At 71.9% G+C, this 23,344-nt stretch carries 24 protein-coding genes; 11 read left to right on the top strand and 13 right to left on the bottom strand.

Annotated features, from left to right (window positions below; genetic code table 11):
* Window positions 1-122 precede the first annotated feature (122 nt).
* On the bottom strand, window positions 123-950 hold the full coding sequence (locus AB5J55_RS03300) for a class I SAM-dependent methyltransferase (RefSeq protein ID WP_369269186.1): 828 nt from the start codon (window positions 948-950) through the stop codon (window positions 123-125).
* Between the two features lie 129 nt (window positions 951-1,079).
* On the opposite strand from AB5J55_RS03300, the gene AB5J55_RS03295 reads away from it, so the two are divergent.
* Genes AB5J55_RS03295 through AB5J55_RS03285 form a run of 3 tightly spaced genes read left to right on the top strand, consistent with a single transcriptional unit; the run spans window position 1,080 to window position 3,390 of the window.
* On the top strand, window positions 1,080-1,793 hold the full coding sequence (locus AB5J55_RS03295) for a YciI family protein (RefSeq protein ID WP_369269185.1): 714 nt from the start codon (window positions 1,080-1,082) through the stop codon (window positions 1,791-1,793).
* The gene (locus tag AB5J55_RS03290) at window positions 1,790-2,131 is read left to right on the top strand and encodes a YciI family protein (protein WP_369269184.1); all 342 of its coding nucleotides are present in this window, start codon (window positions 1,790-1,792) and stop codon (window positions 2,129-2,131) included. Before AB5J55_RS03295 ends, AB5J55_RS03290 begins: the two co-directional genes overlap by 4 nt.
* Window positions 2,128-3,390, top strand: a complete 1,263-nt coding sequence (locus AB5J55_RS03285) for an RNA polymerase sigma factor (RefSeq protein ID WP_369269183.1) — start codon at window positions 2,128-2,130, stop codon at window positions 3,388-3,390. The genes AB5J55_RS03290 and AB5J55_RS03285 overlap by 4 nt, the downstream gene beginning before the upstream one ends.
* A gap of 111 nt (window positions 3,391-3,501) precedes the next feature.
* Here AB5J55_RS03285 and AB5J55_RS03280 read toward each other — a convergent pair whose 3' ends face one another.
* Complete coding sequence (locus AB5J55_RS03280) at window positions 3,502-3,900, bottom strand: nuclear transport factor 2 family protein (RefSeq protein WP_369269182.1); 399 nt, start codon at window positions 3,898-3,900, stop codon at window positions 3,502-3,504.
* Window positions 3,901-3,970: 70 nt separating this feature from the next.
* On the opposite strand from AB5J55_RS03280, the gene AB5J55_RS03275 reads away from it, so the two are divergent.
* Together AB5J55_RS03275 and AB5J55_RS03270 are read left to right on the top strand one after the other, a co-directional pair.
* Entirely contained in the window at window positions 3,971-4,528 is a 558-nt protein-coding gene (locus AB5J55_RS03275) for a PadR family transcriptional regulator (RefSeq protein ID WP_369269181.1), read from the top strand.
* Between the two features lie 5 nt (window positions 4,529-4,533).
* On the top strand, window positions 4,534-5,295 hold the full coding sequence (locus AB5J55_RS03270) for a class I SAM-dependent methyltransferase (RefSeq protein ID WP_369269180.1): 762 nt from the start codon (window positions 4,534-4,536) through the stop codon (window positions 5,293-5,295).
* Here the strand turns inward: AB5J55_RS03270 and AB5J55_RS03265 are convergent.
* The 4 genes from AB5J55_RS03265 to AB5J55_RS03250 form a co-directional block, all read right to left on the bottom strand.
* Window positions 5,265-6,023: a GntR family transcriptional regulator gene (locus AB5J55_RS03265; protein WP_369269179.1), complete on the bottom strand. Its 759-nt coding sequence runs from the start codon at window positions 6,021-6,023 to the stop codon at window positions 5,265-5,267. The genes AB5J55_RS03270 and AB5J55_RS03265 overlap by 31 nt on opposite strands.
* Window positions 6,024-6,153: 130 nt before the next feature.
* Window positions 6,154-7,320: a serine hydrolase domain-containing protein gene (locus AB5J55_RS03260; protein WP_369269178.1), complete on the bottom strand. Its 1,167-nt coding sequence runs from the start codon at window positions 7,318-7,320 to the stop codon at window positions 6,154-6,156.
* Window positions 7,321-7,445: 125 nt separating this feature from the next.
* Window positions 7,446-7,850 (bottom strand): nuclear transport factor 2 family protein, encoded by a 405-nt coding sequence (locus AB5J55_RS03255; RefSeq protein WP_369269177.1) that lies wholly within the window; start codon window positions 7,848-7,850, stop codon window positions 7,446-7,448.
* A gap of 10 nt (window positions 7,851-7,860) precedes the next feature.
* The gene (locus AB5J55_RS03250) at window positions 7,861-8,829 is read right to left on the bottom strand and encodes an acetylxylan esterase (RefSeq protein ID WP_369269176.1); all 969 of its coding nucleotides are present in this window, start codon (window positions 8,827-8,829) and stop codon (window positions 7,861-7,863) included.
* A 103-nt stretch (window positions 8,830-8,932) separates the two neighbouring features.
* On the opposite strand from AB5J55_RS03250, the gene AB5J55_RS03245 reads away from it, so the two are divergent.
* Entirely contained in the window at window positions 8,933-10,312 is a 1,380-nt protein-coding gene (locus AB5J55_RS03245) for an 8-oxoguanine deaminase (RefSeq protein ID WP_369269175.1), read from the top strand.
* Window positions 10,313-10,367: 55 nt separating this feature from the next.
* Here the strand turns inward: AB5J55_RS03245 and AB5J55_RS03240 are convergent, their stop codons facing one another.
* The 3 genes from AB5J55_RS03240 to AB5J55_RS03230 form a co-directional block, all read right to left on the bottom strand.
* Window positions 10,368-10,952: a hypothetical protein gene (locus AB5J55_RS03240; protein ID WP_369269174.1), complete on the bottom strand. Its 585-nt coding sequence runs from the start codon at window positions 10,950-10,952 to the stop codon at window positions 10,368-10,370.
* 75 nt (window positions 10,953-11,027) lie between these two features.
* Window positions 11,028-11,807 carry a ferredoxin reductase gene (locus AB5J55_RS03235; RefSeq protein ID WP_369269173.1) on the bottom strand — a complete coding sequence of 260 codons (780 nt, stop codon included), beginning with the start codon at window positions 11,805-11,807 and terminating at the stop codon, window positions 11,028-11,030.
* Between the two features lie 4 nt (window positions 11,808-11,811).
* Entirely contained in the window at window positions 11,812-12,417 is a 606-nt protein-coding gene (locus AB5J55_RS03230; RefSeq protein WP_369269172.1) for a sulfite oxidase-like oxidoreductase, read from the bottom strand.
* Window positions 12,418-12,722: 305 nt separating this feature from the next.
* On the opposite strand from AB5J55_RS03230, the gene AB5J55_RS03225 reads away from it, so the two are divergent.
* Window positions 12,723-13,574: a putative protein N(5)-glutamine methyltransferase gene (locus AB5J55_RS03225; RefSeq protein WP_369269171.1), complete on the top strand. Its 852-nt coding sequence runs from the start codon at window positions 12,723-12,725 to the stop codon at window positions 13,572-13,574.
* A 59-nt stretch (window positions 13,575-13,633) separates the two neighbouring features.
* Here the strand turns inward: AB5J55_RS03225 and AB5J55_RS03220 are convergent, their stop codons facing one another.
* Window positions 13,634-15,715, bottom strand: coding sequence for a SpoIIE family protein phosphatase (locus tag AB5J55_RS03220; RefSeq protein ID WP_369269170.1), 2,082 nt, complete (start codon window positions 15,713-15,715; stop codon window positions 13,634-13,636).
* A gap of 270 nt (window positions 15,716-15,985) precedes the next feature.
* Between AB5J55_RS03220 and AB5J55_RS03215 the strand changes: the two genes are divergently transcribed.
* Both AB5J55_RS03215 and AB5J55_RS03210 read left to right on the top strand, forming a co-directional pair.
* On the top strand, window positions 15,986-16,855 hold the full coding sequence (locus AB5J55_RS03215; protein WP_369269169.1) for a hypothetical protein: 870 nt from the start codon (window positions 15,986-15,988) through the stop codon (window positions 16,853-16,855).
* 156 nt (window positions 16,856-17,011) lie between these two features.
* Window positions 17,012-17,392 carry a hypothetical protein gene (locus AB5J55_RS03210; RefSeq protein ID WP_369269168.1) on the top strand — a complete coding sequence of 127 codons (381 nt, stop codon included), beginning with the start codon at window positions 17,012-17,014 and terminating at the stop codon, window positions 17,390-17,392.
* A 19-nt stretch (window positions 17,393-17,411) separates the two neighbouring features.
* On the opposite strand, the gene AB5J55_RS03205 is transcribed toward AB5J55_RS03210, so the two are convergent.
* Window positions 17,412-18,572: a M20 family metallopeptidase gene (locus AB5J55_RS03205; RefSeq protein ID WP_369269167.1), complete on the bottom strand. Its 1,161-nt coding sequence runs from the start codon at window positions 18,570-18,572 to the stop codon at window positions 17,412-17,414.
* Between the two features lie 166 nt (window positions 18,573-18,738).
* On the opposite strand from AB5J55_RS03205, the gene AB5J55_RS03200 reads away from it, so the two are divergent.
* Window positions 18,739-20,754 carry an FAD-dependent oxidoreductase gene (locus AB5J55_RS03200; RefSeq protein WP_369269166.1) on the top strand — a complete coding sequence of 672 codons (2,016 nt, stop codon included), beginning with the start codon at window positions 18,739-18,741 and terminating at the stop codon, window positions 20,752-20,754.
* Between the two features lie 54 nt (window positions 20,755-20,808).
* Window positions 20,809-21,360, top strand: coding sequence for a PadR family transcriptional regulator (locus AB5J55_RS03195; RefSeq protein WP_369269165.1), 552 nt, complete (start codon window positions 20,809-20,811; stop codon window positions 21,358-21,360).
* 33 nt (window positions 21,361-21,393) lie between these two features.
* On the opposite strand, the gene AB5J55_RS03190 is transcribed toward AB5J55_RS03195, so the two are convergent.
* Window positions 21,394-21,927, bottom strand: a complete 534-nt coding sequence (locus AB5J55_RS03190) for a hypothetical protein (RefSeq protein WP_369269164.1) — start codon at window positions 21,925-21,927, stop codon at window positions 21,394-21,396.
* A 167-nt stretch (window positions 21,928-22,094) separates the two neighbouring features.
* Window positions 22,095-23,072, bottom strand: a complete 978-nt coding sequence (locus AB5J55_RS03185) for a fibronectin type III domain-containing protein (protein WP_369269163.1) — start codon at window positions 23,070-23,072, stop codon at window positions 22,095-22,097.
* Window positions 23,073-23,344: the final 272 nt, after the last annotated feature.

Raw genomic sequence — 23,344 nt, 5'->3', positions numbered from 1 at the left:
GAATCGCGGGTCTTCGAGATGGTGATGAGAAGCCGGTACGCCTACCGGCGAACTGAGTAAGAACTGGCACCGGCGCCACAACCGGGCGTACACAGGTGCTGACGCGACGGTAGCACGAAGGCTCAGCGCGTGGCGAGCAATCCGTAAAGCAGTGGGATGCGCGGCTCGGCGAGGCGCCACCAGCCGGAGGGGGTGGCCTCCATCTGCGGCCAGCGCTGCCAAGGCAGCTCGTCACTCTCACGCAGCCGCCGGATGGTCAGTCCTGCGCCCGTCAACGCGTCTACGACCTCTCCTATTCCGTGCATCCACTCGTAACTGTCCGTGGCGCCTGCGACGGCGGGCCCGTCGGTGTAGGTGCGTGTCGCGTCCCGGTGCACGGCACCGTCGCCGCCCAGGTAGTCATGGCGCAGGAGCAGCTCGGGTCCCTCGCCCGGACCGGGCTTGGGGCCGAGGGAGTTGAGCAGCGGGTGGAACTCGACGATGTACAACCGCCCGCCCGGACGCAGGAGTTGGGCCACCACACCGGCCCAGCGATCGAGGTCGGGCAGGTAGCACAGCGCGCCCTTGCCCGTGTACACCACGTCGAACTGGCGTTGCCCCAGGGCCTGCACGGCGTCGTACACATTGGCCTGTACGTACGTGACGTCGAGCCCGGCCTTCTGCGCGAGGCCGTTGGCGGCGGCCACGGACGCCGCGGAGAAGTCCAGGCCGACGGCCCGCGCCCCGCGCTGCGCGAAGGCGATGGTCTCGGTGCCGAGGTGGCACTGGAGATGGAGCACATCGCGGCCGGCCAGCTCACCGAGGTCGTCCCACTCGAAGGAGGCGAACCAGCGCGCGGGATCGAGATCCCGGTCGAGGCCGTAGAACCGGCTGGCGAGGTGGACGGGGGTGCGGGCGTCCCAGTTCGCCTGGTTGGCCGACATCATCCGCGCGTGCTCGTCGGTGGTCATGAGGACATCCAATCGCGAACGGAGCATGCGCGGGAGCAGAAATCCCGGGCGTGGGCCGCCCGGGTGTCGATTCGGTCCGGTCCCGTTCGTCGGTGGGGTGTAGGAAGCTCATGAGGACCGGGAGGATCCATGAAGTACATGCTGCTCGTCTGCGGTGACGACACCGCCGACGCCTCGGGCATGACACCCGTCGAGCCCTGGGTCGAAGACCTCGGCGACCGCCGCGTACGCCTGCACGGCCACCGGCTCGCGCTCCCCGACCGGGCCGTCACCGTACGGGTGCGCGGCGGCGAGGTGCTGCGCAGCGACGGCCCGTTCGCGGAGACCAAGGAGTACGTCGCAGGGTTCGACATCCTGGAGTGCGACAGCCTGGAGGAGGCGGTCGAGGCGGCAGCGCGGCATCCCGTCGCCGCCGTCGGGGCCATGGAGGTGCGGCCCTTCTGGGAGGAAGAAGACGCCGAGACACGGATTCGCGCGCTCGATGCCGAACTGACCGCGGGGCTGCGGCAGCGCGACGTCGACCGCGTGGCTGCCTGCTACGCGCCGGACGTGGCGGAGTTCCGCGAAGGCCGGGAACACCGTGGGGTCGGCGCCCTGCGCAAGTCGATGGAGGAAGGGCTCAGCCACGTCGTCGGCCCTGTCACCCGTGAGGTACTGGACTTCCGCGTCCACGTCGACGAGAGCATCGCCTTCGGCCACGCCCTCGTCCGCTTGCGCGCCACCCGCACGGACGGCGCCCCGATCGACGACCTGATGCGCGTCACCACCGGCTACCGCGATGTCGGTCTGCGCTGGCTGATCGCGCACGAACACATCTCCCCCACCACCGAGGAGCGGTCATGAAGTACGTCCTGTTCATCTGCACACCGGTCGGCGGCGAGGAACTCAGCCCCGAGGAGATCGCCGAGGACCCCCGTTTCACCTCGTACATCGACGAGGTCCGCAGCCGTGACGTCGTCAAGGGCGGGGCCCGCCTGCGGCCGCACACCGACGCCACGACCGTGCGCGTCCAGGGCGACGAAGTGCTGCTCAGCGACGGGCCCTTCGTGGAGTCCAAGGAGTACGTCGCCGGCATCGACATCATCGAGGTCGCCGACCTGGACGAGGCCATCTCGCTGGCGTCCCGGCATCCCGCGGCCCTCGGCGGCGGCTCGATCGAAGTGCGGCCGGTCTGGGAGTGAGCGCCACGAACCGCGTCGAGGAGGCCGTCGCCGAGGCCTTCCGCGAGGAATGGGGCCAGGTCGTCGCGACCCTGATCCGGGTGACCGGCGACTGGGACCTCGCCGAGGAGTGCGCACAGGACGCCTTCACCCAGGCCCTCGACCGGTGGCGGCGCGACGGAGTGCCGCGCCGCCCCGGCGCCTGGCTGACCACGACCGCCCGCAACCGTGCCCTGGACGTGCTGCGCCGGGAGGCGGTGGGGGCGGCCAAACTTCGGGAGGTGGCGGTGCTGGCCCGCGACGAACCCTCGTACGGACCCGAGAACGGCAGCGGCGACGGCAGCGGCGTGCAGGACGACCGGCTGCGGCTGATCTTCACCTGCTGTCACCCCGCGCTGCCCATCGAGGCCAGGGTCGCGCTGACGCTGCGCACGCTCGCGGGGCTGACCACACCGGAGATCGCCCGCGCCTTCCTCGTCCCCGAGGCGACCATGGCGCAGCGCCTGGTGCGCGCCAAACGGAAGATCCGCAACGCCGGAATCCCGTACCGGATCCCGCCCGCGCACCTCCTGCCCGAGCGCACGACCGGCGTGCTCGGTGTGATCTACCTGCTGTTCAACGAGGGCTACGCGGCCACCGCCGGCACCGATCTCGTCCGTACGAACCTCTGCGCCGAGGCGATCCGCCTGGCGCGCGTCCTGGCCGGCCTGATGCCCGACGAGCCCGAGGTGCTCGGCCTGCTCGCGCTCCTGTTGCTGCACGACGCCCGCCGGCACGCACGCGTGGACGCCGCCGGCGACCTGGTGACCCTGGAGGACCAGGACCGTACGGCCTGGGACCGTGCCGAGGCCGACGAGGGTGCCGCCCTGCTGGAGACCGCGCTGCGGCGCGGCCGCCCGGGGCCGTACCAGATCCAGGCCGCCATCGCCGCCTGCCACACCACCGCGCCCACCGCCGAGGACACCGACTGGGGCGACATCGCCGCCCTGTACGGCGAGTTGGCGCGCCTGGTGCCCTCCGCCGTGGTCCGACTGAACCGTGCGGTGGCCGTCGGCATGGCCGAGGGCACGGACGCGGGCCTCGCCCTGGTCGCGGAGCTGGAGGAGCAGGGCGACCTGGCCGGGTACCACCTGCTGCCGGCCACCCGCGCCGATCTGCTGCGCCGCAGTGGCCGTACGGACGAGGCGGCGCAGGCATACCTCATGGCGCTGGAACTGGTGGAGAACGACGCGGAACGGAGGTTCCTCGAAAGGCGGCTCGCGGAGTGTCGATCCGGGTAGGCCCGTTCGTCGGTGGGGTGACAGCGCCCTTCGGTGGCGCCGACCACGGCCTGCGCGCCGGTAGTGCTGCGCGGGCCCGGCGTCGACGTCCCGAGCGGCCGGAGACGGCCGTCACGCCGACTGCGCCGCCGCCTCCTTCGCGATCCGGTCGAACTGCGCGCCCATCGCCTCTGCCAGCGCCTGCAGGCCCGACAGCGGACGGACCATGACCATGAAGTCGTCGATCAGCCCGTCCTCGTCGACGTGGAGGAAGTCGCAGCCGGTGATCTCCCGGTCGCCCACGCGCGCGGTGAAGACCAGCGCGTGATCGCGACCGCCGGGGTCGTTGATCTCGCGCACATAGCGGAAGTCCTCGAAGACCCGCACGACGGCGCGCAGGATCGCCGCGGTGATCGCCTTGCCGGCGTACGGCTTGAACACGGCCGGGCTGGTGAAGACGACGTCCTCCGCCAACAGGGCCTCGACAGCCTCGGTGTCGCCTGCTTCCACCGCCTCGCGGAACGCGCGCATCGGATCACCTCATAGTCAAATAGTTGAGTAGGTGCGGATGAGAATAATCACCTGCTGTTAACGTGTCCACATGTCCCTCAAGTACGCCGTCCTCGCCGCCCTCCTGGAGGGCGAGGCCTCGGGTTACGAGCTGTCGAAGGTCTTCGACGTCTCGTTCGCCAACTTCTGGCCCGCGACGCCGCAGCAGCTCTACCGGGAGCTGGAGCGGCTCGCGCAGGACGGCCTCGTCGAGGCCCGGTTCGTGCAGCAGGAACGACGGCCGAACAAGCGGATGTTCACGCTCACCGACGCCGGGCGCGAGGACCTGCGAACCTTCGCCGCCGAGCCGCCCCGGCGGCCCACCGCCATCCGTGACGAACTCCTGATCAAACTCCAGGCCATGGAGGACCCCGAGGCCACCCGCGCCCTGATCGAGGAGCGCATGACGTGGTCGCGCGGCAAGCTCGACCGCTACGAACGCGTCCGCGACCGCCTCCTCGACGGGCGCACCGAGGACGAGTACCTGCGTGAGTCGGACCGCATCGGGCCGTATCTGACGCTGCTGGCCGGAATCTCCTTCGAGCAGGAGATTCTGCGCTGGTGCGAGCGCGTGCTCACCGTCCTGCAGCACCGAGTGGCCACGGGGTGACCGGGATGTTCAGCCCCCAAGGACCCTCCCTGCGCGAACTCGCCGTCCAGGCCCTGTCGTCGGTCGAGCGCGGATACGACCTGCTCGCCCCGAAGTTCGACCACACGCCGTTCCGCACGCCGGATTCCGTGCTCCGCGCGGTCGCATCGGCGCTCGGCCGAACGGGCTCGTACGACGACGGCCTCGACCTGTGCTGCGGTACGGGCGCGGGTGTCGACGTGTTGGCCGAGGTGTGCCGGCGCAGCGTCACCGGCGTCGACTTCAGCGCCGGCATGCTCGACGTCGCCCGGGGGCGGGTGCGGGTCGGGGATCGGCGCGTCGGCTGGGTGCGTGCCGACGCCCGCGCCCTGCCGTTCGCCCCGGCCTTCGACCTCGTGGTCAGCTTCGGCGCGTTCGGGCACTTCCTTCCGCGTGAGCTGCCGGGCCTGTTCGCCCAGGTCCACTCCGTCCTGCGGCCCGGCGGGTGCTTCGCCTTCCCGGTCGCGGCCCCGCCCCGCCCCGCTTCCCTCGGCTACTGGATGCTGCTGGGCTTCGACACGGTGATGCGGGTGCGCAACGCCGTGTGGCGGCCGCAGTTCGTCATGTACTACCGGGCCTTCCGGCTCTCGGAGGTACGTGACGAACTGGCCCACGCCGGCTTCGAGGTGGAGTCGCAGGTTCTGCCCGAGTTCGGACGGCGGCGGGACGGGAGCCCCCGGGTGCGGATGGTGGTGGCGCGGCGCCTGGACCAGGCTGGTCAGACCGCCGCGGGCAGCGTGAACTCGTAGACCAGAGCGTCCTGTTGGGCGTCCATCACCAGGTCCGTGATCTCCAGGGGGCGGGCGTACTGGTCGTGCACGCGCCGGGTGACCCGCACCGAGGGTGCGCCCGGGAGCCGGGTGATGGTGTCCCGGTGGTGCAGGGTCAGGCCCGCCTTGCGCATCCAGTCGTAGGTGCGGCGCAGTTGGGCGGACCCGGTGCTGTCGGCGCGGTCGCCGTCGGCCCGGTCGCGGCAGCGGGCGAGCTCCGCCACCTCGGCGAGGGCCACAGCCGAGAACGACGTCACCGCCGTACGCCGACCGCGACCGTCGGCGCCCGCGGACTCGTACCGGTGCACCAGGGTCGCCCGGTGCGTGGCCAGCCCCAGGGCCGCGGCGTGCTCCGGCGGGGGAGTCTCCCAGGCGACCGTCGCCCGGTCCACGGCGCCCGGGCCGGCCGGGCGGGCGCCGACCGGGAAGGTGAGGGTCGAAGGGGTCTCGACCGGCGGACCGGACAGGGTGGCATGGCTGCCCCGGCGGTCGGTGGCGACCAGGCCCCGGTGGCGCAGCACCTCCAGCGCCTGCCGTACGGTCTCCCGGCTGACCTCGTAGTGCAGCGCCAACTGCCGTTCCGACGGAAGCCGTTCGCCGGGCGGGATGGTTCCGTCGCCCAGCTCGTCGAGCAACCGGGTGGCGATTCTCCAGTACAGCGGCTGCGCTTCGGCGAGGGGGCGGTAGTGCGGGGTGGTGCGGGCCATGCCGCGCCTCCTGTTGGTGACGTGTTGTAGCCGTGCGGGTTCGTTGCGCCACCAGATCTAAGCATTGGTCTAAACCACGACGGAAGGGTGGTCCGTCACTTCGGCCGAAACGGTCCGCGCGGACAGGCCGTCACAGGGCGTCGTACAGGGCGTCGATCAGTGCCATCTTCCGCGGGTCGTCGGCGATATGAGGCCCCATCCGGTTCATCACATAGCCCAGTGACACCCCGGCCTCCGGGTCGGCCAGACCGCAGGAGCCGCCGAAGCCGTCGTGTCCGAAAGCCCGCGGGTTGGGCCCGTACGACCCGTTGGCCCCGCTCAGCCACAGGCCGAGCGCGACCTCCGTCTCGCTCTCGAACCCGGCCCCGAGCACCAGATCCCGGCAGGCACCCTGCCCCTCGCGCACCCGCTCGGCCGCCTCGGGGGAGAGGATGCGCTGGCCGTCGTGCGACCCGCGCCCCGCGAAGATGCCGTACAGCGCGGCGACCGCCCGAGCCGTGCCGTGCCCGTTCGCGGCCGGGACCTCGGCAGCCCGCCACTCGGCCGAGTTGGCCTGAGCCGCCCCCACGGCGGGGTTGGCCAGCGCGGCGATGGCGGCGGGCGCCAACTGGCTGAAGATCGCCGCCTGTTCACTGCCCGACGCGACCGGCGCATGCACCAGCTCGGCCGCCCGTCCATACTCCTTCTCCGGCAACCCGATCACGAAGTCGATGCCGAGCGGCCCGGTCACCTCCCGCTCCAGGAAGGCTCCGGGCAGCAGCCCCGAGACCCGCCGCACGACCTCCCCGACCAGGAACCCGTACGTCAGCGCGTGATATCCGGACTGCGTCCCCGGCGCCCACCACGGCTCCATCGCCGCGAGCCGCTGGGTCGTCAACTCCCAGTCGCAGAGCTGCTGAAGCGAGTGCGGCTCCCGCAGCCCGGACAGTCCTGCGCGGTGCGACAGCAGGTGCCGTACGAGGATCTGCTCCTTGCCCGCGGCGGCGAACTCCGGCCAGTACGTGGCCACCGGTGCGTCCAGGTCGAGCAGCCCCCGGTCGGCGAGGATGTGCGCGCACAGTGCCGTGGGCCCCTTGGTCGTCGACCACACGTTGACCAGCGTGTCGCGCTCCCAGGGGCGACTGTGCGCCGCGTCGGCCCACCCGCCCCACAGGTCCACGACGGTCTCGCCGCCGACCCTGACCGCGACCGCGGCGCCCAGCTCCCCGCGCTCGCGGAAGTTCGCCTCGAACGCCGTTCGCACCGCCGCGAACCGCGGATCGCAGTGCCCGTGCACCTGTGCCTCGTGCTCCGCCATGGCCCACCCCTAGTCGTCCGCAGACGTCCGCCGGAAACCCGGACCGCGACCGCGCGACCGGGCCCCCTGAACGTACCGACTGGTCGGACTGGGCGGAAGGCGTCGAACACGCCGAACGCACGAACTCATCCGAAGAACAGTGCGCCTTCCGGCTCCCGGTGCCCTTCGACGGTGTGCCAGTAGTCGCGGGTCTCGACGGCGAGCCCGGCGGCGTCGAACCGCACGAGGACACAGCCGGCCAGCGTGGTCGGCACGCCGTCCTCCTCGGCGAGCACCCGGAACTCGGCCATGGCCACCCCGTCCTCACCAACGACCGGCGCGGAGAAGCGCACCTCGGTCACCCGCTCACCGGCGAACGACCAGCGCAGATACTCGGCAAGCGCCGCTCGCCCGCGGTGCGGCTCGCGGAACGGCATCGAGCGGTGGACGCACCCCTCGGCGTACTGCTCCAGCAGCGCGTCCACGTCGTGCCCGGCCCAGGCCCGCTGCCAGACCCGGACGAACCGCTCCGCGACCTCACGCGTCTCCATGCCCGACCTCTCAGGCGTGCGTGCGCAGCCAGTCCAGCTTGGTCGCCTCGTGGAACGGGCCGCCGCCCTCGTGGTCGTTGAAGTCGTACACCTCGATGGCCTTCTCGTGGTGGGCCCAGGCGTTGAAGGCCGCGAAGACGGTGGACGGCGGGCAGGTCTGGTCCTCCAGGGCCGCCGAGAACAGGGCGGGAGCCCGGCCGCGGGCCGCGAAGTGGACGCCGTCGAAGTACGACAGGGTGCGCAGGACGTCCTCGGTGCGGCCCCGGTGCGTCTTGAGGTAGAGGGCGATCTCGCGGTACGGGTGACGGTCCGTCAGGGTTGCCGCGCGCGGGTAGTCGCACAGGAACGGCACGTCTGGCGCGATCGCCGTCAGGTCCGGGACCAGGCCGCCGACCGCGATCGTGATTCCGCCGCCCTGGCTCGAGCCCAGCGCGACCGTGCGCGAGGCGTCCGCCAGCGGGTGGGAACGGGCCGCCTCGACGGCACGGACCGCGTCCGTGAACACCCGGCGGTAGTAGTAGTTCTCGGGCGCGTCGACGCCTCGCGTCATGAACCCGGGGTACGCGGGCGCCGCACCCACCGGGTCCGGCGTGCCACCACCGGCGCCCCACGCGCTGCCCTGGCCGCGCGTGTCCATCATGAAGTGTGCCCGGCCCGAGGAGGCCCACAGCAGGTTCTCGTGCGGCAGGCCGCGCCCGCCGCCGTACCCGAGGAACTCCACCACCAGCGGCACCGGCTCGGCGGCTCCGGCGGGCAGCCGCAGCCAGCCCTTCACCGGGTGACCGCCGAAACCGGCGAACGTCACGTCGTACACCTGCACCGTGGCCAGCCCCGTGTCGACCGGCTCGAAGCGGGCGTCCAGATCGTGTTCGCGCGCCTCCCCAAGGGTCTTGGACCAGAACGAGTCGAAGTCCTCGGGTTCGACGGACTTGCTGCGGTACTCGCGCAGTTCGTCGAGCGGAAGGTCGAACAGGGCCATGAAGGACCGCCTTTGCCAAGAGTGACTGCGGATGATCACACCGTACGTGGATGATCGGACGACTCGCCAGAACTTTGCCTTGCCGTGTGCCTACGATGGCGCCATGACGTCTGCCGTCGAACCCCCGGTCAGGGCCGCGGAACTGCTGGTCAAGGACGCGGAACTGCTCATCGTGGACGGGGACCGGGAGATCCCGGGCGGCTGGCTGGCCGTCACCGGTGGTCGGGTCACCGGCGTCGGTACCGCCGGGAGCGAGCCCGAGGCCCGCACAACCGTCTCGGCGGCCGGACGCCTCGTCACCCCGGGCCTGGTCAACACCCACCATCACATCTACCAGAACCTCACCCGCTCCTACGCGCCCGCGGTGAACGGCTCCCTGTTCGACTGGCTGACCACCCTCTATCCCCTCTGGGCGGACCTCGACGAGGAGGGCGCGTACGTGTCGGCGTACGTCGGCATGGCCGAACTGCTGATGGGCGGCTGCACCACGTCCTCCGACCACCTCTACGTCCATCCCCGCCCGCGCCTGGTAGACGCCGAGATCCGTGCCGCCCGAGACATCGGCTTCCGCTTCCACGCCACGCGTGGCTCGATGACCCGCTCCGTCGACGACGGAGGCCTGCCGCCGAGGAGCGTCACCCAGACCGAGGACGAGGTGCTGGCCGACAGCGAGCGCCTGATCACGACGTACCACGACCCCGAACCCGGAGCGCTGGTGCGGGTCGCGCTCGCGCCCTGCTCGCCGTTCTCGGTCACCAAGTCGCTGATGACGGCGACCGCCGAACTCGCCGAGCGCCACGACGTACGACTGCACACGCACCTCGCCGAGGACCACGACGAGGACACGTACTGCCTCGAAACCTACGGTTGCCGTCCCGTCGAGTACTTCGAGCAGACGGGGTGGATGAGCGACCGCAGCTGGGTCGCGCACTGCATCTACCCGACCGGCGACGAGCTGCGCCGACTCGCCGCCGCGGGCGTCGGCGTGGCGCACTGCCCCAGCTCCAACATGCTCATCGGCGGCGGCACCGCGCGCGTGAAGGAGATGCGCGAGCTGGGTCTGCCCGTCGGTATCGGCTGCGACGGCTCCGCCTCCACGGACCACGCCTCGCTCTGGATGGAGACCCGGACGGCACTGCTGCTGGGCCGCTACCGCGGCGGACCCGGCGCGATGACCGCACGCGACGCCCTCGACATCGCTACCCGCGGCTCGGCGCGCTGCGTCGGCCGGGACGACGAACTGGGGCACCTGCGGCCCGGGGCCTGTGCCGACCTGGTCGTCTGGGACCTGCACGAGGTCGCTCTCGCCGGCGCATTGAGCGACCCCGTCGAGGCCTGGCTGCGCTGCGGGCCGGCCCGGGCCTGGACCACGGTGGTCGGCGGCCGGATCCTGGTGGACCGGGGCGAGCCCCGGTTGGCCGGGCTGGCGGACGCGTTGCGCGGGCACGAGCGGATCGCACGGCGGATGCAGCAGCGTGCCTAGACGGCACACGGCAGACGGCCCCGCGGCAGGCGGCCTCGCCAGGCGCGCGCCACGGTCACGCCCGCCGGTCCGACCAGTCCGGCTCCGTCTGGGCCCACTCCTGCTCCCACTCGGCCAGCCGCCGCCGCATCGCCCTGCGGCGTACGACGGCATGGCCGAGCAGAATCACCGCGACCGCGCCGCCCGCGGCACAGACTCCGATGGTGACGGTGTGCTGCCAGACGGCCGTTCCGCTCACCGGCGGGGCCGTGCTCCGGCCCCGGGAGTCCAGCCACACGTCGACCGTGTCGCCGACCCGCGTGCCCGCCGGGACGCGCGCCGTGGCCGTACGCGGACCGCCTTCCGGCTCGGTCCAGCGCACCGTCGTTCTGGCTGACGGCTGCCGCCCGCCATGTGCCATGGGAAGCGCGTCGGAGGACTTGCCGAGGACCTCGGCCCTGACGTGCCGGCGATCGGCCCGCTGCTCCCGGGCCACGCCCCGGGCGCCGTCATGGGCCCACCATGCCGCAACCACTCCGACCAAGGGCGCGACCACGAGCAGCGAGAGCGCCACCGTGAGTACCGTCCACGCCTCGACGACATCCGACCGGCGCCGCAGTGGACTGCGCCGCCAGCGCCAGCCACGCACCCGATATCGCATGGCGTCCAGGTACCCCGTACGCCGGACATGGCTCCTGACGATTCCGGACGAAATACGTCCCGTGCCGGCCGTCGTTCAGCCGAAGCGTTCGATCCGGATGCGGTCCACGGGCTGACCTGCAGCCACGAGCAGGCGCGAGGCGTGCTCGGCGAATCCGTTGGAGCCGCACACATAGGCCTCCCACCCACCGGGAGGCTGCGCGGCCAGGAGTGGCGCCACATGGGCGGCGGCCATACGTCCCACGGGCACACCCTCCGGCGCACTGCGCGTGAACACAGGCGTCGTCTCCGCGCCGTACTCCCGCGCGTAGATCAGCTCCTCGGGGCTGCGCGCCGACACCAGCAGGCGCAGCGGAATGTCCAGGCCCCGCGCCCGGTGGTGCCGCACCATCGACATCAGCGGTACGACTCCGGAGCCGGCGCCGATCAGCAGCGCGGGCCGGTCGCCGGGCCAGGCGAAGAAGCCGCTGACCGGGCCGCGCACCTCGACCGTGTCACCGGGCTCGGCCACCGTGTGGAACCAGCTGGAGACCTCACCGTCCTCGACATGGTCCACGGTGAGCTCGATGTGGCCCGAGTCGTCCGGCGCGGACGCGATCGAGTAGTGGCGCTGGGCCACGTAGCCGTCCTGTGCCCGCAGGCGCAGCAACAGGTGCTGGCCGGGCAGATGGCCCACCCAGGCAGGCACCGCGAGACGGAACGTGGCGGCGTGCGGGGTCTCGCGGCGTACCTCGGTGATCGTGGCGGTCTGCCACATCGCGGCTGCCTGGTCGGCGACGGCGATCCGACCGGGCACGGCGAAACGGGTCGGAGGAGCGAACGCCAGGGTTGCCTCGGTTGCTTCAGTCACGTCCATCGCCTCAGTCACCCGAGTACCGCTGCTCTTCCCACGGGTTGCCGCGGGCGTGGTAGCCGTTCTGCTCCCAGAAGCCGGGCTCGTCGTGGTCGAGGATCCTCAGGCCCGCGATCCACTTGGCGCTCTTCCAGAAGTACAGGTGCGGCACCAGCAGCCGTGCCGGGCCACCGTGCTCCGGGGCCAGCGGCTTCCCGTCGTACTCCCAGGCGATCCAGGCCCGCCCGCCGGTCAGGTCGGCGAGCGGAAGGTTGGTGGAGTACCCGGTGTGTGAATAGGCGACGGCATGTGTGGCGGACACCTGGGGCCGGACCACAGCAAGGAAGGCGTCCAGCGAGACGCCCCCGAACCGCACGCCGAACTTCGACCAGCTCGTCACGCAGTGGATGTCGCCCTCGTACCCGGACGTCGGCAGCTCGTGCGCCTGATCCCAGGTCCAGCTCCGTGGCTCAGCCACCAGACCGTCGATGCGGAAGGTCCACTCGGCGGGCGTCAGCTCGGGGGTGACCTCGGCGGACAGGACGGGCCAGTCGTCGCCCGCGTCGTACTGGCCGGGCGGCAGTGCGGCGTTCCGGACGCGGGGGCGGCCGGTGAAGCCTCGGGTGACGTTCATGCGGGTGGTGCCTCCAGGCCGCCGTCGGCGGCGGCCCGCGGGTCGAGCGTGATCAGTGCTTGCTCATTCTTGCTCATTCAACCGTACGCGCTCCGGTGGCCCGCCTTCCCCGATGCCCGGGAGCGTTCGTGATCGTTGGGGTAGGGTTGCCCTCCGGCCGGGACAGTCCCCGCCGCACGGAGTCCAGGAGGTGAGACCCATTACCGCTGTGTCAGGTCGGGTGCTCTCACCTCGAATCGGCGCGGGTCACCGCCGGTAGGCGGCCGCGAGAGCATCCTTCGGCTTCCGAAAGGCTCTCGGCTTCCATGCCTTCTCTCTCCTCCCCGTCAGCCTCGTCTTCTCCGTCGCCCACGTCCGCCTTGCCTGCTGCTCCCTCGCCGCTCTCGGGCGACGCCGTCGTGACCGCACTCCGCGCCGCCGGCTGTGTCTTCGCCGAGGACGAGGCCCGGCTGATCCTGGCCGCAGCCGGCACCCCGGACGAGCTGGCCGCCATGGTGGACCGGCGGGTCACCGGCCTGCCCCTCGAACTCGTCCTGGGCTGGGCCGAGTTCCGCGGGCTGCGCATCGCCGTGGAACCCGGCGTCTTCGTCCCCCGTCGCCGTACCGAGTTCCTGGTCGAGCAGGCCGTCGCCCACGCCCGGGACGCGTCCCTCGTCGTGGACCTGTGCTGCGGCTCGGGCGCGGTCGGCGCGGCGCTGGCCGCGGCACTCGGCCCGGTCGAACTGCACGCCGCCGACATCGACCCGGCGGCGGTGTGCTGCGCCCGCCGCAACGTGCGCCCCTTCGGCGGTCAGGTGCACACCGGCGACCTGTTCGAGGCGCTGCCCGGCACCCTGCGCGGCCGGGTCGGGATACTCGCGGCGAACGTGCCGTACGTGCCCACCGACGAAGTCGGACTCCTGCCCCCGGAGGCCCGCGACCACGAGCCGCACGTCGCCCTCGACGGAGGTCCGGACGGACTCGACGTGCTGCGCCGGGTCGCCGCCGAGGCGCCTCGATGGCTGGCCCCCGGCGGCTGCCTGCTGATCGAGACGAGCGAACGCCAGGCGCCGACGGCCCTGGAGGCCTTCACCCGCAGTGGACTGTCGTCGCGTCTGATCGTCTCGGAGGAGCTGTACGCGAATGTCGTGGTCGGCCTCAACCAGGCATCTCGCTAGGGCTGGGGCGCGGATTTGGATCGGGTGTCCTTGCTCGCGCCCCTCGGTGGCACCGTCGATCAACCCGGTGGCAGAACACGGGCTATGAGCAGCGCCACGTCGTCGGAGTTCTCGGGCTGGTGGAGAGTGCGCAGCAGGAGATCGCAGACCTCCTCCAGCGGACGGTCGGGGCCGTCGAGGAGTTCCAGGAGGGCGGCCAGGCGTTCGTCGAGCGGGTGTTGGCGGGTCTCGACGAGGCCGTCGGTGTAGAGAACCAGGCGGTCACCGGGTTCGAGGTCGACGGTCGTCGTGGAGAACGGGACTCCGCCGACACCCAGCGGTACTCCGGTCGGCAGTTCCAGGAACCGCGGGTTCCGGCCGGGGCGGAGGCGGGCCGGCGGCAGGTGCCCCGCGTTCGCGATCCGGCACTGGCGCTGCTGCGGGTCGTGGACGACGTAGACGCAGGTGGCGATGGAGTGGTCGAGGCCCTCGGTGATCTTGTCGAGGTGCTCCAGGAGCCGCGCCGGTTCGAGGTCGAGGGAGGCCAGGGTGTGCGTCGCGGTGCGCAGTCGGCCCATGGTCGTCGCGGCGTCGATGCCGCTGCCCATCACGTCGCCGACGACGAGCGCGGTCTTGCCGCCCTCCAGCGGAATCACGTCGAACCAGTCGCCGCCGACCTCGGCGCTGGCGCCCGCCGGCTGGTAGCGGGAGGCGACCTCCAGGCCGCCGGTCACCGGAGGATGGCTGGGCAGCAGGCTGCGCTGCAGGGTGAGGGCGGTGTCGCGGGCGTTCTGGTACCAGCGGGCGTTGTCGATCTGCACGGCCGCGCGGGACGCCAACTCACGGGCCAGCAGCAGGTCGTCCTCGCTGAACGGCAGCGGATTGCGGGTGCGCTTGAGGTCGAGGGCGCCGAGCACCTCGCCGCGCGCGATCAGCGGCACCGCCAGATAGGAGTGCACGCCCGCGCGGCCCAGCTGGACGGCGGCCTCGGGGGAGCGGGCGATGCGCGCCAGGTCCTTCTCCTCGACGTGCGCCACCATGATCGGGCCGGCGGTGCGCACGCACTCCGTGACCAGGCGATCGGGACCGTAGCGGGCGACCTGGCCGGGCGGGTCGGCGGCGTCGAGGGCCACCGTGTCGTGCCCCGCCTTGACGGCCAGGGCGCGGATCACCGCCGACTCCGCGGGCCCGAGGCTGCTGCGTCTGCCCTCCACCACGGCTTCCAGCAGATCCACGGCCGCCACGTCGGCGAGCTCCGGCACGGCGACCTCGGCCAGCTCGTGTGCCGTGCGGTCCAGCTCCAGCGTGGTGCCGATGCGCGCGGTGGCGTCGGCGATCAGGGCCAGACGCCGCCGTGCCGTCTCGGCCTCGACGGCCGCCTGGTGCTGCTCGGTGATGTCCATCGCCATGCCGGCCACACCGAGCACCGTCCCGGCGGAGTCCTCCAGCCGGTACAGCGAGATGGACCAGAAGTGCAGCATCTCCGGGTCGGCCAGGGTCCGGCCCATGATGCGCTGGTTGATGAGCGCATCGCCGGTCCGCAGCACCTCGCGCAGGGCCGTTTCGATGGCCTCGGCGGCGTCGGGATCGGGCAGCAGCTCACGTGGCGTGCGGCCGAGGTGCTCGTCGGCCGGGATGCCGTTGAGCTGCGCCAGCGCCGGGTTGACCGAGACGTAGCGCAGCTCGGTGTCCATGACGGCCAGCCCGATCGGAGCCTGGGCGATCGTCCGGGTCGACAGTGCGACGTCCCGCTCCACCTGGCGGACCGTCGTCTGGTCGGCGCACAGACCCAGTGCGTAGACGTCCCCCTGGTCGTCCAGCAGCCGCATGTTGCGGAACTCCACCAGTCGCGTGCTGCCGTCCTTGCGCCGGATCGGGAACGCCCCGGCCCAGCCCTCACCGGTCTCCATGACGTCGGCGAACAGCTTGACGACCAGGTCCACGTACTGCTCGTGGACCATGATCCGGGCGGCGTACTCGCCCAGCGCCTCCCGCGCCGGATAGCCGAACAACTCCTCGGCCTGGGGGCTCCACAGCACGATGCGGCCTTCGACGTCCAGCACGACCGAGGCCACGCCGAGCACATCGAGCAGTCCGCTCGGCCCTACCGGCCCGCGCACCGGCTCGTCGCCCCCGGCCACGGGACGTTCGGCTGCTGACATCCGCACCGCCTTCGCCCATCCTCCTCGCGGCACGCCATTCCCCCGTGCCGACTCCCCTTGTTCTACCGCGTTCAACCGTCCCCGGGCCCCCCTTGGTCGTTCTCCTCCACCATCCCTCAACACGGCGGCGGGCGTCCGCCGAAGTCAGCGCCGGGGCACGTGACTGTGGCCGACCAGACAGCGCTTGTTCGCCCGCTTGGTCTGTACATGACCAGAGAGCCGCGCGAGACTGTCCGCCGACCCGCACCCACCCCCCAAGGAGTCGGTCCCATGGCCCTGCGCGCCCGGCAACGTTGTCAAGCCGCTCTGACCTGCCTCGTCGCCCTCGCCTCCGCCGCCGTGCTGTCCACCGCGACGCCAGCTCAGGCCGCCGACATCTGGACGGAGGTGGGCTCCGACCGCGCCGACCCGCTGACCGAGAGCCAGGGGCTGACCTCCGTGGAGGTCCCGGCGAACAGCCCGAACCGTTACACGGGCATCGGCACCATCCCCGTCTCGGTCAGCAGCCGTGGCTGGAACCACGTGGGCGACCCCGACGCCTCCTACAACGGCTACTACGTCGAGCCGTACCAGGCGGACTCCGGCAGCGCGAAGATGTTCCGGGTGCAGGCACCGAACGGGACCTGGTCCGAGTACGTCCACGCGCTGGGCTCCGGTGAGGCGCTGAACAACTCCTTCGTCGCCATCACGCCCGGCGGCCAGTGGATGGTCTCGGGCGAGTGGGGCACCATGACCCGCCTGCTGGTCCACCCGACCCCGGGCGTCAACGCCGGCACGTCACCGTCGGCGAACCTCCCCTGGACGTCCAGCATCCGGCTGGACCACGCCGTACGCGACATCCAGGGCTGCGACTTCCTCAGCGCCACGACCCTGCTGTGCGCCTCCGACGACCCCGCGGGCACCCTCTTCGGCATGACCAAGCCGCTGCTCCGGATCGACCTGTCCGCCGAGCCCGGCTCGTCCGACGTGACCGGACACGTCACGGCCCTGCGCCAGCTCCCGCTGCGCAGCTCCTGCTCGGGCGAGTTCGAGACGGAGGGCATCGACTACGACCGCCGTACCGGCACCCTGCGCGTGATCGTCATCTCGCCGGGCTTCTGCGTGCTGACGGACAGCAAGACGTACCGGTTCACGCGATGACCTGCCGGTTCACGGGCGCCCGGGTCCTCTCCCGGGTGCGGACGGTGCGGTTCCGCCGGTAGTGCCGGGCCGAACGTGGTGCTTTTCTTGGGATTGGGGTCCGGTTCCGCGGGCAACCCGTGGCACCGCGGTGCGGCCACGAGAGGAGCGATCACGATGGTCCGTGAACGACTGCACGAGGAACCCGTCTCCGTCGAGATCAGCGGATGCAGCAAGGAAGACGCCCGGATCGTGTTCGACGCGCTGAATGCGTGCTTCGAGTCCGACCGGACCCCCGAGGACGTGCCGCAGCAGCTCCATGAGACGCGCCCCATGGTGTGGCTCGGCACGTTCGAGGTGACGGACGCCCAGGAGTGCCCGGCGCCCGCCCGGCTCTCGGCGTCCGTCGAGGCCGATGCACAGGGCGGCTACTGGGCCATCGAACGGCTCCGTACGACGTTGGACTCGCTGTTCACGGTGCACGACCTGACCTCGGCCTCGGGCGACCAGGAGCGGGAGCTGCACGTGGTGCTGGAGAGCCGGTCCGGCACGTCGTGACACGCACGTCCCGGGCCCCTCACGGCGGGGCCAGCAGGCTGAGCACGGCACGCCGGTAGACGGCGTGGACGGCGGGCAGGTCCTCCAGGCAGGCCCGCTCGTCCACGCCGTGCAGCCCCTCGTGACGGACGCCGAAGCCCGCAGTGGCCGGGATGCCCTCGCCCGCGAGCAGATTGCCGATGTTCGACGGGCCGGCGGTCTTCGGCCGCACGGTGAGGCCCTCCCCGGCGGCGGCATCCAGCAGCGCCGCCGCGGGCTGCAGACCCGTGCCCAGTCGATACGGCGGCCAGGACGCCACCGGCGTCACCGTGGTCGCCCGCGGGGCCGATGCTTTCGCGTCCAGCTCGGCCACCGCCTCGCGAACCAACTGCTCGGCGGCGCGGGCGTCGAAGCCCGGGGTGGTGCGGATGTCGACTCCCAGCTCGCACAGGTCGGGCACCACCGAGAAGCCCTGGCCGCCGTGGCAGGAGGTCACGGTCAGCTTCGGCGGCAGGGGGAACTCGCCGTCGGCGCCGGGGAGTTCCGCTTCCTCCAGGAGCCGTACGAGATGCGCCGCGCGCGAGATGGCTCCGGGCGTCGAACGGCGTGACCCCGAGTGGCCCGAGGCCGAGTGCACCGCGATCGTGGCCCGCCACAGGCCCCGCCCGCCGACCACGACCTCGTCGAGCCCCGGGTAGCCGATCATCACCCCGGCCGGGCGGGGCGCTTCCGAGTCGGCGAGGTAGGAGCGGGCGCCGCCGAAGCCGCCCGTGTGCTCGTCGACGTCGAGGAGCACCGCGAGTCCGCCGTGCAGGGCGTCGGCCCGCCCGTGCAGTTCGGCCGCGATGCCGCAGAACATCGCTGCGGCGAGCTTGGAGTCCGCGGCGCCCCTGCCGCGCAGCCAGCCGTCGACGACCTCGCCGGAGTCGGGCGCGAACGACCAGGCGGCCTCGTCGCCGTAGGGGGCGGTGTCGAGGCAGGCGTCCAGTGCCCACCAAGGGCCGGGCCGGCCTCCCGCAACCTCCATCAGCAGGCCGACGGCGCTGCCCGTGGCGCCGTAGAGGCGGCGATACGGCAGCTCCCGCGCGGCGAGCCAGTCCTCCAGGACGCGGAGGACTGGCCCGTAGTCGTCGATGCCGGCGCGGCTGGGGCGGCGGATCAGGCGCTGGGCGAGGTCGATCACGTCGGCGTGTGCGGTCATGGGGCCTCCGTGTGGGGTCATGGCGCCACTGTGCCCGAGCGCGGTCGGTGTCGCGGGCGACGGCAGTGGTCGGTGTCACCCCTTCGTGGTTGTGCAACTAGTTGCATAAACGGGGTGCGGTCCTCTACAACTACGTCAGGCACGACACCGCCCACGGAGGGTCCCCATGAGCCGTTACCCGCACCTGCTGAGCCCGCTCGACCTGGGCTTCACCACGCTGCCCAACCGCGTCCTCATGGGCTCCATGCACGTGGGCCTGGAGGAGGCCGAGCGCGGCTTCGAGCGCATGGCCGCGTTCTACGCCGAGCGGGCGCGCGGGGGAGTGGGGCTCATCGTCACCGGTGGCATCGCGCCCAACGACGCGGGGCGGCCCTACGAGGGCGGCGCCAAGCTCACCACCGATGCGGAGGCCGAGCAGCACCGGGTCATCACCGACGCCGTACACAGCGCGGGCGGCCGGATCGCGATGCAGATCCTGCACTTCGGCCGGTACGCGTACCACCAGGACCTCGTCGCCCCGAGCCCGATCCAGGCGCCGATCAGCCCCTTCCAGCCCCGCGAACTCACCGACGCCGAGGTCGAGCGGACCATCGACGACTACGCGCGCGCCGCCCGCCTGGCCCGGCATGCCGGCTACGACGGCGTGGAGATCATGGGCTCCGAGGGCTACCTCATCAACGAGTTCATCGCCAGGCAGACCAACCGCCGTACCGACCGCTGGGGCGGTTCGTACGAGAACCGGATGCGGTTCCCGGTCGAGATCGTCCGGCGGGTGCGCGAGGCCGTCGGCGAGGACTTCATCATCGTCTACCGGCTGTCCATGCTGGACCTTGTGCCCGGCGGCTCGACCCTCGACGAGGTGATCACGCTCGCGAAGGCCGTCGAGGCCGCCGGGGCGACGATCATCAACACCGGCATCGGCTGGCACGAGGCGCGCATCCCGACCATCGCCACCTCGGTGCCCCGCGGCGCGTACACCTGGGTGACGAAGCGGCTGATGGGCGAGGTCTCGGTCCCGCTCGTCACCACCAACCGCATCAACACCCCCGAACTGGCCGAGGAGTTGCTGGCCGACGGCTGCGCGGACATGGTGTCCATGGCCCGCCCGATGCTCGCCGACCCCGACTTCGTCGCCAAGGCCGCCGCCGGGAAGCCCGAGGCCATCAACACCTGCATCGGCTGCAACCAGGCCTGCCTCGACCACACCTTCAGCGGCAAGATCACGTCCTGCCTGGTCAACCCGCGCGCCTGCCACGAGACCGAGCTGACGCTGTCCCCGACCCGACTGCGCAAGCGGGTCGCCGTCGTGGGCGCCGGCCCCGCCGGTCTCGCCTGTGCCGTGAGCGCGGCCGAACGCGGCCACGAGGTCACGCTGTTCGACGCCGCGAGCGAGATCGGCGGGCAGCTGAACGTCGCCCGCAAGGTCCCCGGCAAGCAGGAGTTCGACGAGACCCTGCGCTACTTCCGCCACCAGCTCGACTGGCAGGGCGTGGACGTTCGGCTGAACACCCCGGTGGCGGCCGACGACCTCGCGGGCTACGACGAGGTCGTGGTCGCCACCGGCGTCAGCCCGCGCACCCCGGACATCCCCGGCGTCGACCACCCGAGCGTCGTGGGCTACCTCGACGTCCTGCGTGATGAGGTCCACGTCGGCGAGCGCGTCGCCGTCCTCGGCGCGGGCGGCATCGGCTTCGACGTCGCCGAGTTCCTCACCGACGGCGGCGACAAGGCGAGCGAGGACCCGGAGACGTACTTCCGCCTCTGGGGCGTCGACATGGACTACACCGGCCCTGGCGGCCTCGCCGCCCCCGAGCGGCCCGCCCCGCCGCGCACCGTCCACCTGCTCCAGCGCAAGACCAGCAAGGTCGGCGCCGGCCTCGGCAAGACCACCGGCTGGATCCACCGCGCCGAGCTCAAGCACCGGGGCGTCACCATGGTCCCGGGCGTGCGCTACGACCGTATCGACGACGCCGGACTGCATGTCACCGTCGGCGAGGAGAGCACGGTCCTCGAGGTCGACACGATCGTGCTGTGCACCGGGCAGGAGCCGCGTCGAGACCTGTACGAGGCGCTCATCGCCGCGGGCCGCAGCGCACACCTGATCGGCGGCGCCGACGTGGCCGCCGAACTGGACGCCAAGCGGGCCATCAAGCAGGGCACGGAGCTGGCGGCGAGCCTGTAGGAGCGAGTGGTCGCATTCGGAAGACGACCTCCTCGCGTCCCTAGGATGAGCCACATGTCACTCCCGCACGCGATCCTCACCGCCCTGCTCGAAAAGCCGTCCTCGGGGCTGGAGCTGACCCGTCGCTTCGACAAGTCGATCGGGTACTTTTGGTCGGCGACGCATCAGCAGATCTATCGCGAGCTGGGAAAACTGGAGAGCGAGGGGTTCATCCGCACCCTGCCGAGCGAGCAGCCGGCCCGCGGGCAGAAGAAGTCCTACGACGTCCTGCCCGCGGGCCGCGCCGAACTGGCCCGCTGGACGGCCGCGTCCCAGGACCCGAGGCCCCACCGCGACACCCTGCTGCTGCGGATGCGTGCCGCGGCGGTGGTGGGGACCGAGGGCATCGAGGCCGATCTGCGGCGCCATCTCGATCTGCATCGGCGGCAGTTGGCCGAGTACGAGGAGATCGAGCAGCGCGACTTCCCGCCCGGCAAGGACAGCTCCCAGGACCGGTTGCGGCACCTGGTGCTGCGTGCCGGCATCGATCTGGAGACCTTCTGGACGCAGTGGCTCACGCACGCGCTGGAGGAGTTCGCCGAGCTGCCGGGGCGGGAGCCTGCGTGAGCCGGCCCGGCAGCTGTGCCGGGGGCCCGGCCCTCAGAGCCGGTACGGCTTGGCCTTGCGGCGCAGATACCAGGCCGCTGCCAGGCCGCCCGCGCCCACCAGGACGCCGCCGCCCACCAGTGTGAGGGTGCCGAAGTCCGTCGAGGAACCGCCCACGCCGCCCATCACGCCGCGCGAGGGTGAGGTCCTGGGGGTGGGTGTGCGGGTCGGGCTGGTCGAGACGATGACCGACTGGGTGCCCGCCGTCGAGCCGTTGGAGCACACGACGATGACGGTGTAGGTGCCCGGGTTCACGCCCGACCACGCCGCCGACTGGAGCCGGTCCGTGCCGGACAGGGAGACCTGCCGCCCCTGCGAGAAGTTCGCCTGGCTCCTGGTGAGCAGCGAGGTGGTGCCCCAACTGCCGTTGACATTGGTGCACGCACTGGTCGTGACGGAGACCGTGGACCCGGTGGTGCTCACGGAGATCCCCGATTGCGCGGCGGCCGGACCGGCGGCCACGACGAAGGGGAGTGAGGCGGCTGCCACGGTCAGGCCCGAGCGGAGGAAGAGCGATGAATTGCGCATGGAATGCCCTCCGGCGGCACGGTTGGCGGTACATCCCTTGCGCCGCCGAGGGTCGGGAACGCCCGTGCTGCCTCAGGGGCAGCCAACGCGCCCCGGGTCCGCCCCGCATGCGGGCCGCCCCCGGTCAGGTGACACCTTGCTGCATCCGGGGGAGGCCGGACCGGCTGTCAGCCCTGCGCACCGGTCGTCACCGTCCGTTCCGCCGAGAAGCCGCCCCAGGTGCCGTCCGGTAGCCTGCCCCGGATCCGCACCCGGTGGCTGACCCCGGAGTCGGGGCCCAGGTAGAAGCTGTACGTGGCCTTGTCGCGGGGCGGGTTTCCGCCGTACACCAGCGAGGTGGCCGCCCTGCCGTCGAGCTGGATCTGGTACTCCGCCACGACGCCGTCCGTGCGCGGCGGCACCCAGCTCAGGTCGAGGTGGTACGCCCCGTCCGCGCGATGTGTCGTCGCCCGGAAGGCGGTCGGCGCGGTGCCGCGCCCGTCGTCGGTGCCGGGCGTGCTGATCCGGACGGGCGCCGTGGCCGGTGACAGGTTGTCGGCCGCGTCGCGGGCCCGGACGGTGAAGGAGTAGCGGGTGCCCGGCCTGAGCCCGGTGACCACGGTCGCTGTCTGGTTGCCGCCCACACTGTGGATCTTTGTGTCGCCCTGATGGATGTCGTACGACACCACGTCCCGGTTGTCCGTGGCCGTCGACCACGACAGCTGAACCGCTCGGCTGCCGACCGCCCGGCCGGTGATCTTCCCCGGCCGTGTCGGGGCGGCACGGTCGGCGGCCACGGCCCTGGGTGTCGTCGCCCGGACCTCCTTGCTCGGCGGCCCGAGCCGCCCGCCCGTGTCACGGGCCCGGACGGTGAACGCATATGTGGTGGCGGGCTTGAGCATGGTGACATCCACCATGTGTGCGGAGCCCGGCACTTCCTTGACCTTTGTGGGGCCTCGATACACCTCGTAGACGCGGACGCCCCCTTCCGTGGAGACCGCGGTCCACATGACATGCACGCTGGTCGCGCTGCCCGCGGCTGCCGTGACGCCCGTGGGCGCCCCGGGCGGCCGGGCCCCGTCCCCGTCCGCGCCGCCCCATGTACAGGACGAGAGCAGCGCGAGCGCCGCACAGAGGGCGGAAACGAGTGCCAGAACGCGTCGCACGACTCTGCCTCCCGGGCGGCCTCGCGGCAATGGTCCGGACCAATATGACGCGGCTGACGCGATCACATCAAGAGGGCGGTAGGTGGTGGTCGTTGGTGGTCCGTCCGGCGGGTTACGTATGCTGAAGCTCCTCACGGCCGAACTCACCCTGAGGGCTGGGGAGTTCATGCCGCCTGCGCGGGCCCGCTGTCGTCGCTGATCCCGCGCCGGACGCGGGTGGCCGGGCGGCCGGGTCCTGTCGCGGGCTCAGGCCCCCGGCCCCTGGCGGAAGT

This window comes from Streptomyces sp. R11 (assembly GCF_041051905.1).
Taxonomy (GTDB): domain Bacteria; phylum Actinomycetota; class Actinomycetes; order Streptomycetales; family Streptomycetaceae; genus Streptomyces.
Note: the sequence above shows the minus strand (reverse complement) of the source record. Positions and strands in the feature narration are given on the sequence as shown.